The following is an 8,501-nucleotide window of genomic DNA, read 5'->3' as shown; positions in this document are numbered from 1 at the left end:
CATCTTCGGGTCGATCATGATCATGCGCACGTCCTTGGCGCTGGCCTTGTACAGCAGGCTCAACACCATGGCGTTCACGGCCACCGACTTGCCCGAACCCGTGGTACCGGCCACCAGCAGATGCGGCATCTTGGCCAGGTCGGCCACCACCGGGCGGCCGCCGATGTCCTTGCCCAGCGCCAGCGCCAGCGGCGACTTCATGGCGTCGTATTTGTCCGAACGCAGGATCTCGGAGAGATAGACGATCTGTTTCTTGGCGTTGGGAATTTCCAGGCCGATGACGTTCTTGCCTGGGATCACGTCGACCACGCGCACGCTGACCACCGAGAGGCCGCGCGCGATGTCCTTGTCCAGGCTCGACACCTGCGAACCGCGCACGCCGGCCGCAGGCTCCAGTTCGAAGCGCGTGATGACCGGCCCGGGATACACGCCCACCACCTTGGCCTCGATGCGGAAATCCTTGAGCTTCAGCTCGAGCTGGCGCGACAGCACTTCAAGCGTTTCTTCCGAGTAACCCGGGCCCTGCTCCGGCGCTTCGTCCAGCAGCGACAACGGCGGCAGTTCGCCCGGGGCGGAGGCACCGGTGAACAGCGGAATCTGGGTTTCCAGCTTGGCGCGCTCGCTTTTCACCACGGGCGCAGGTGCGGTTTCGATGCGAACCGGCTCGCGCTTGGCCTGCTTCACGGCCTCGGTCTTCTTGACGACCTCGCGCTCGGCGCGCGCCTGGCGGGCGGCCAGCACTTCGGGTGCCTCGCGCAGCTTGCCACCGAACCAGCCGGCGAGCTTCAGCACGCCCTGCCCGGTGAGGTCGGCCACTTTGAACCAGGACAGACCCGTCGCCAGCGTCACGGCGATCAGGAACATCGCCAGCAGCAACAGCGGCGCACCCTTGTCGCCCAGCGCATGCAGCAGGCCGCGACCCACCCACATGCCGATGATGCCGCCCACGCCCTGGGGCAGGATCGGCTCATCGTTGAAATTGAGATAAAGCAGCGCCGGCGCGGTGATGAAGAAAAACACCGAACCAATCAGGCGCAGCGACGGCTCCCACGGCTGCACGGTGCGCTCGCCGCGATGGCGCAGCACCTGCACGCCCAGGAAGAGAAGCAGCAACGGGAAGAAATAGGAAATCAGGCCAAAGATGTAGCGCAGCACATTGGCGATATTCGCGCCAATCTCGCCGCCGAAGTTGCGCGCGTGCTCGGCGGTACCCGCATGCCCCCAGCTAGGGTCCTGGTCGTTGTAGCTGAACAGGCAGACCAATAGATAAAGCGCCAGCGGCAGCAGCAGCAGCGCCCCGGCCTCGCGCAGACGGCGCTTCAGTTCTTCACTGAGGCCTTCGCGCTCTTGCTTGTCTTTCTTGACGTTCGCGGTACGCGGCACCGTGATCCTTATCCTGTTCATGAGTCCGGCCGCCAACGAGGACGGCCGGACGGTGTCACATCCGCCTAAGCGGCAGGCAAGACCTTAGATCATGCCCTTGAGCGCCGGATGAACCAGCTCGCCGCCGTCGACGTTGATGCCCCCGCGCAGCGGTTCGAACTGGCGCCATTCGTTGCCGGCGGCCAGACGCTGCACATACGGCAGGATAGCGGCAGAAATCGCCACCGACGAGGTCTGCGGCACGGCACCCGGCATATTCGTGACGCAGAAGTGGGTTACACCGTGCACGTCATAGGTCGGTTCCTTCCAGGTGGTCGGACGCGAGGTCTCGAAGCAGCCACCCTGGTCGATGGAGATGTCCACCAGCACGCTGCCCTTCTCCATGGTCTTGACCATCTCTTCGGTGACCACGCGCGGCGCCTTGGCGCTGGGGATCAGCACGGCGCCGACCACCAGGTCAGCGTTGGCGACTTCTTCGGCCACCGACGATTCATAGGCGTACAGCGCGGTGACGTTCGGGCCCATGGCCATCATCTCGGCCAGGCGATCCTGGCGCTTGTCGAACACCACCACGTTGGCGCCAGCAGCGGCGGCCAGTGCAGCGGCGTTGCCACCGGCAGCGCCGGCGCCCAGCACCACGACCTTGCCACGCGGGGTGGAGGCCATGCCGCCCAGCAGCTTGCCCTTGCCGCCCTGCGGACGATGCAGCAGCGTGGTGCCGATCTGGGTGGCGATGCGACCGGCGATCACCGACATCGGCAGCAGCAGCGGCAGGCCGCCGTTCTCTTCCACCGACTCGAACGCCACGCCGGTCAGGCCGATGTCGAGCAGGCTCTTGGTCAGCGCCGGCTCGGCAGCCAGGTGCAGGTAGCAGAACAGCTGGTGGTGCTTCTTGAGCAGGGCGAGGTCGCCGGCAACCGGCTCCTTCACCTTCACGATCAGCTCGCCAGCCTCGTACAGGGCAGCGGCGTCGGCGGCGATCTTCACGCCGACCTTGGCATAGGCCTCGTCGGAGAAGCCGCTCTTTTCGCCCGCGCCGGCCTGGATGAACACCTCGTGGCCACGGCGGACCAGATCGGCAGCAGCGGCGGGAATGAGGGCAACACGACCTTCGAGGGTCTTGGTTTCGGAGGGAATACCAATACGCATGGGGAGTGGATCCTGTGGGAAAGCTAAGTGGCAACGACGCCAGGCCGCACCCGGCCCGGCAAACCTCAAGGCCGGCAGTGCTTGAATCGTCCCGGCGTCTTCCCCATCCTTCCGGGTTCGGACGCCTCGTCTCCGTTCATGCCTTGCCGGTAGGTAGGAAACCGCCGCAGGTGATGGAGCGAATGACTGATGCAAGTCGCCAGCAAACCCGAAGGATTATAACCAAGATGGGCAGGCCGTTTTCACATTCCCGCGACGCCGCGCAAGCAGACCACCTTTGCGCAGTTGCAGCAAAGTCAACGAGATACAGCCCAACCTGCTGAAAACCAGCTAACAGCCCATATATGGTGTGGATCGCCTGACCACCATGCGCCTGAGCATGGTCCACCGGCTCCACCCCTGCCCTCACCATTCACGAACATCACCGCCCACCACGGCGGATAGAAGGAACGCATGAACGCATCCACCAAGCACAGCCGCCTGCTGATCCTGGGCAGCGGTCCCGCCGGTTACACCGCCGCCGTCTACGCTGCCCGCGCCAACCTCAAGCCGATGATGATCACCGGCCTGCAGCAGGGCGGCCAGCTGATGACCACCACCGAGGTGGACAACTGGCCGGGCGACGACAAGGGCGTGCAGGGTCCGGAGCTGATGCAGCGCATGGCGCAGCATGCCGAGCGTTTCGAAACGCAGATGGTGTTTGACCATATCCACAGCGTGGACTTGAAGCAGCGCCCGTTCCGCCTCAAGGGCGACTCGGGTGAATACACCTGCGACGCGCTGATCATCACCACCGGCGCCACCGCCAAGTACCTCGGCATCGCCAGCGAAGAGCACTACAAGGGCCGCGGCGTGTCCGCCTGCGCCACCTGTGACGGCTTCTTCTTCCGCGAGCAGGAAGTGGCGGTGATCGGCGGCGGCAATACCGCCGTGGAAGAAGCGCTGTACCTGTCCAACATCTGCAGCAAGGTTTATCTCGTGCACCGCCGCGACAAGCTGCGCGCCGAGAAGATCATGCAGGACAAGCTGTTCGAGAAGGCCGCGGCCGGCAAGATCGAGCTGATCTGGAACCACACGGTCGATGAAGTGCTGGGCGACAACTCCGGCGTCAACGGCGTGCGCGTGAAGGACATCAACACCGGCGAGACGCGCGAGATCCCGGTGAACGGTTTCTTCGTCGCCATCGGCCACCAGCCCAACACCGGCATCTTCGACGGCCAGCTCGACATGCACGACGGTTACATCAAGATCCGCAGCGGCCTGGGCGGCATGGCCACGATGACCTCGGTGCAGGGTGTGTTTGCTGCCGGCGACGTGGCGGACCATGTGTATCGCCAGGCGGTGACCTCGGCGGGGTTTGGCTGCATGGCGGCGCTGGATGCAGAGCGTTGGCTGGATCAGCAGGGTCCGGCGAGCTGAGTCTTCTGACCGTCAGCTTTTGACCGTCATTCCGGCTCGCGTCGGACTGACGGGATGGAAGACGGAGTTTTCTGTGGTTTTTGGAGCGCCGTGATCGAAGCCCGCTTCCACGACAGCATCGAACGCATCCCGGCCGAGGCCTGGGATGCGCTTCGGCCCGACGACAATCCGTTCGTCTCGCACGCTTTCCTCGCCCTGCTGGAACGAACAGGCTGCATCCGTCCCGATTGGGGCTGGCAGGCGCATCACCTTGGCCTGTATGAAGACGGCGCGCTCATCGCCGCGGCCCCGTTGTATCTGAAGGGCAACTCACACGGCGAGTTCGTGTTCGACTGGAGCTGGGCCAGCGCCTGGGAGCGCGCGGGCGGCGATTACTATCCCAAGCTGCTCAACGCCGTGCCCTACTCGCCCGTGCCCGGACCGCGCCTGCTGGCCGGCAACGACGAACGCACGGCAGAACGACAACAGGCATTGACCACCGCCATGCGCACCTTCGCCGAGCGCATGAACCTCTCCTCCGTGCATGCCAATTTTTTGTGCGACGACGAACTGGCGGCGTTCGAAAGCCCCTGGCTGGTCCGTTCCGATGTGCAGTTCCACTGGCATAACCATGCCTATGCGGACTTCGCCCAGTTCCTCGCTGCACTCAATCACAAGAAGCGGAAAAACATCCGCCAGGAGCGCACGCACGTGGCCCGCAGCGGCCTGGCGATCGAGATGCGCAGCGGCGGCTCGCTGAGCGTCGATGAGTGGCGGCATGTCCACGCGCTTTACGAGTCCACTTTTGACGCCAAGGGCAACCACGCCGCGCTGACGCGGTCGATGTTCCTTGGTCTGCGCGACGCGCTGGGCGATGCGGTGCAACTTGCGCTGGCGCGCCATGGCGAACGCATCGTGGCGATGGCGCTGTTCCTGCAAAGCACCGACACGCTGTATGGCCGCTACTGGGGCGCCGAGGTCGAGGTGCCGGGCCTGCATTTCGAGCTCTGTTACTACCAGGGCATCGAGCATGCGATCCGTCACGGCTTGCAGCGCTTCGAGCCCGGTGCGCAAGGCGAGCATAAACTCGCCCGCGGCTTCCTGCCGGTACGCACGCAGTCGCGGCACTATCTGGTGAACAAGAGTTTTCGCGATGCGGTGAGGCAGGCGCTGCAACACGAAGCCGAAGGCATGGACGACTACGCGCAGGAGCTGATGCAGCACAGCCCCTACGCACACCTGCCGGACGCCTGATTCCCTAGCCGATGGAGATGCCGACCACCTTGCCGTCGGCATCCAGCCTCACACCGAACGGAAGACTGTTGCCGGGGCCGAAATCGATCCGGTAGTCGTTCCAGGTGCCGTCCTTGTCGTGACGCTGCCCCTTGAAGATGAAGGACGACGGCTCGCCGAACGGCGACAGCTGCCTGGCCATGCGACCGGACAGGCCGGCGGCCAGCTTCGCTTTCAACTTGTCGCCGAAGGCCGAGGTGTCTTGGTCGCCGCGCTGCAATTGGCTGAACGCCTTGTGCACCACGGCCGTCGTCGCCGCATCTTCGCCAGCCGCAGGCTTGCGTGCCGTCGCAGCGATCTGCGGATACAAGGCCTCGAACGTGGCGGTCACCAGCATCTGGCCCGGCTCCGGATTGTCGCCGTTATTGGTGAAGGCAATGATCTGCACGTCCTGCTTCGGGAAATACTGATTGGACGTAGTGAAGCCGAACGAACCACCGGTGTGGCCGATGCGCGGCTGCTCATCGAGCGTGTCGATGAACAGACCCAGGCCGTAATCCGTGCTGCCCGGCGCAGGCGTCGTCATCAGCGCGTAGTCGGCGGGACGCACGATTTTTCCGCTGCGCAGCGCCACGTTCCAACGCTCCAGCTCATCCACGGTGGAGACCAGGTTGCCCGCTGCCCAGCCGACGGTGGCATGGATGGTGGGCGCCAACTCCAGCTTTCCGTCGGTGTGCCGGTAGCCCTTGGCCATGCCGGCGAGCTGCGCTTCGTCGGCCACGTTATACGTGTGAGTCATGCCGGCTGCAGCCAGCAGATGCGTTTTCACATAGTGTTCGTACGATTCCTTCGAGGTGACTTCGATCACCCGCCCCAGCAGCGCATAACCGCTATTGGAATAGGACCAGCGGCTGCCCGGCGGAAAATCCAGCGGCTTGTCCTTGATGCGCGCCATGATCTGATCGAACGATGCCGGCTTGACGGCCCACTGCTCGACGTCGGGTCCATCCAGATACTCCGGCATGCCGCTGGTATGGGAGAGCAGCTGCCTGAGCGTCACTTCCCTGGCGTGCGGCGCATCCGGCAGATAAGTCGCCAGCGTGGCGTTGATGTCGAGCTTGCCCGCTTCCTGCAACTGAAGAATGGCCGCGGCGGTGAACTGCTTGGTAATCGAGCCGATTTCGTAGGTCGTCGATACCGTTGCGGGCGTTTTGCGCTCGCGATCGCTCAGGCCATAGGCGTGGCGGTAGACGGCCACGCCGTCCCGGTAGATCGCGAGGGTGGCGCCAGGTGTGCCCGTGCGTTGCAGCACCGCCTGAACATTGCTGTCGATCTGTGTCGACACGGCGTGATCGAGCGCAGGAGGCGAGGCCATCGCCGCGGGCGCGAGACAAACCATCCACCAGCAAAAGCGACGAAGCATGCCCGATCCCTGGAGTTGTGAAAGTGAGGCATGCTAACCGCAAGCTCATGCCGGTAGCATGTACCGCAGATCCCGTATCGCCTCGACCCGCGCCCCATGATTCGATTGCCCCTGCTCGACGCGACCAGGCCCGAACACTTTCCTGATCCGCGCAAGGCATTGAACGATCCGAACGGCCTGCTGGCCTTCGGCGGCGACTTGTCGCCCCGGCGTCTGCTGGCCGCTTACGCGCAAGGCATCTTCCCGTGGTTCAACGAGGACGAGCCACTGCTGTGGTGGTCGCCCGATCCGCGCTGCGTCTTTCACACCAGCACCCTGCTGCCCAACCGCACGCTTCGACGCCGGCTGGCGCAGGTGGACTGGCGGGTTACGGTGGATCATGCGTTTCGCGACGTGGTGGAAGCTTGCGCCGCGCCACGCCCCGGCCAGAGCGGCACCTGGATCGTGACGCCCATGATCGACGCGTATGTGCGCCTGCACGAGATGGGTCATGCACACAGCGTGGAAGTGTGGGAGCACKACCGCCTGGTGGGCGGCATCTACGGCATCGCCGTGGGCCGGTTGTTCTGCGGCGAATCCATGTTCAGCCGCGAAAGCGGCGGCTCGCGCCTGGCGCTCACGGCACTGGCGAAACTGCTGCGCGCCTGGGACTTTCCCTGGATCGATGCCCAGGTGACCAATAGTCATCTGATGCAATTGGGCGCGGTGGAATACCCCCGCGCCCAATTCCTGCGAACCGTGGCCCAGTTGTCGCATCTGCCGGGACAGCCCGGCAGCTGGGCCTCGTTCACTGCCCTGGCACAGTTGACCGATCAGGCCGCTGCGGGCTGACGCGCCCGCGCCGCCTGATACGACGCGAGGATGTTCTCGCGCACCGGCGACTCTCCATCGGCCAAGACCTGCAACCACTCGTCCGTGCTCAACACGGCGGCGAACCGCGACTGCAGCACCACGCTGAACACGCGGTGGATCTCCTCGGCGCTCGCATGGCCGGCGCGATTGGCGTAGGAGACCGCACCCGATGCGTCCTGCACGAATTCCACGTTGATGCCGCGATCGAAGGCATGCTTGATGGTGGTGTCGTTGCAGTTGTGCGTCATGTAACCAACCACCGTCAGCGTGTCGATGGCGTGCTGCTCCAGCCATGCGCCAAGGCCCGTGTCGCTGAAGGCGCTCGGCAACGGCTTGCGAAACAGCGCGTCACGATGGCGGCGCTCGATCTCAGGATGCAGTTGCCAGCCGTCGCTGCCGTTGGCGAACGCCGGCGCATCGGCCGGTGAATCCTGCTGGATCACGATCACCGGCACGCCGGCCGCGGTGGCCGCATCCATGATCCGCGTGATGCGCGGCAGCGACTGGGCCGACGGCGGATATTCGATCTGCAGATTGCCCGTGAAGTATTCGTTCTGCACATCGATCACGATGAGGGCACGGCGCGGATGAATCGACATGGCACAACTCCTTGGGTTGGGATGCGTGCATGGTGCGTCGACGGGCACTTGCCAACGAGTGGCCCGAAGGACAACTATCGATGGTATCGGGCCAACTGGAATCGAGGTCATGCGTACGATCCGCGTCGCCGTGGTTGCCTTCGAGGGCATCCTCCCCTTCCATCTCTCCGTGCCTTGCGCGGTGTTCCAGTCGCCCACGCCGGAAGGTGCTTCGCCGTTCCGCCTGCGCGTGTGCTCAGCCGAAGGCGAGCAGATTTCGAGCGCCGCGGGATTCACCATCGGCACGCCTTACGGACTGGATGAACTGGGTCAGTCGGACATCATCATCGTGCCGTCCTGGCGCGATCCGGATGAAGTGCCTCCCGCCGCGTTGCTGCAACACCTGCGCAAGGCCGCCGCGCGCGGCAAGCGTGTGGTCGGCTTGTGCATGGGCGCGTATGTGCTGTGCATGGGCGCGTATGTGC

At 64.5% G+C, this 8,501-nt stretch carries 8 protein-coding genes; 4 read left to right on the top strand and 4 right to left on the bottom strand.

Features of this window, described 5'->3' with window-relative positions:
- A partial coding sequence (locus AC1DMG_RS17135; RefSeq protein WP_477180819.1) for a DNA translocase FtsK occupies nt 1–1,383 on the bottom strand: 1,383 nt, incomplete at its 3' end.
- A gap of 84 nt (nt 1,384–1,467) precedes the next feature.
- Entirely contained in the window at nt 1,468–2,532 is a 1,065-nt protein-coding gene (ald, locus tag AC1DMG_RS17130; RefSeq protein ID WP_477180818.1) for an alanine dehydrogenase, read from the bottom strand.
- A gap of 453 nt (nt 2,533–2,985) precedes the next feature.
- On the opposite strand from ald, the gene trxB reads away from it, so the two are divergent.
- Nucleotides 2,986–3,951, top strand: coding sequence for a thioredoxin-disulfide reductase (trxB, locus tag AC1DMG_RS17125; RefSeq protein ID WP_441603288.1), 966 nt, complete (start codon nt 2,986–2,988; stop codon nt 3,949–3,951).
- 90 nt (nt 3,952–4,041) lie between these two features.
- Nucleotides 4,042–5,184, top strand: a complete 1,143-nt coding sequence (locus tag AC1DMG_RS17120) for a GNAT family N-acetyltransferase (RefSeq protein ID WP_441603287.1) — start codon at nt 4,042–4,044, stop codon at nt 5,182–5,184.
- 4 nt (nt 5,185–5,188) lie between these two features.
- Here AC1DMG_RS17120 and AC1DMG_RS17115 read toward each other — a convergent pair whose 3' ends face one another.
- Nucleotides 5,189–6,586, bottom strand: coding sequence for a serine hydrolase domain-containing protein (locus tag AC1DMG_RS17115; RefSeq protein WP_441611243.1), 1,398 nt, complete (start codon nt 6,584–6,586; stop codon nt 5,189–5,191).
- Between the two features lie 96 nt (nt 6,587–6,682).
- On the opposite strand from AC1DMG_RS17115, the gene aat reads away from it, so the two are divergent.
- The gene (aat, locus tag AC1DMG_RS17110; protein ID WP_477180817.1) at nt 6,683–7,417 is read left to right on the top strand and encodes a leucyl/phenylalanyl-tRNA--protein transferase; all 735 of its coding nucleotides are present in this window, start codon (nt 6,683–6,685) and stop codon (nt 7,415–7,417) included.
- Here the strand turns inward: aat and AC1DMG_RS17105 are convergent.
- Complete coding sequence (locus AC1DMG_RS17105; RefSeq protein WP_441603284.1) at nt 7,399–8,037, bottom strand: cysteine hydrolase family protein; 639 nt, start codon at nt 8,035–8,037, stop codon at nt 7,399–7,401. The genes aat and AC1DMG_RS17105 overlap by 19 nt on opposite strands.
- A 109-nt stretch (nt 8,038–8,146) precedes the next feature.
- Here AC1DMG_RS17105 and AC1DMG_RS17100 point away from each other — a divergent pair.
- The coding region (locus AC1DMG_RS17100; protein ID WP_477180816.1) for a DJ-1/PfpI family protein at nt 8,147–8,501 on the top strand (355 nt) is incomplete at its 3' end.

This window comes from Dyella sp. 01N36 (genome assembly GCF_056399745.1).
This window is presented reverse-complemented; position numbering and strand designations above follow the sequence as displayed.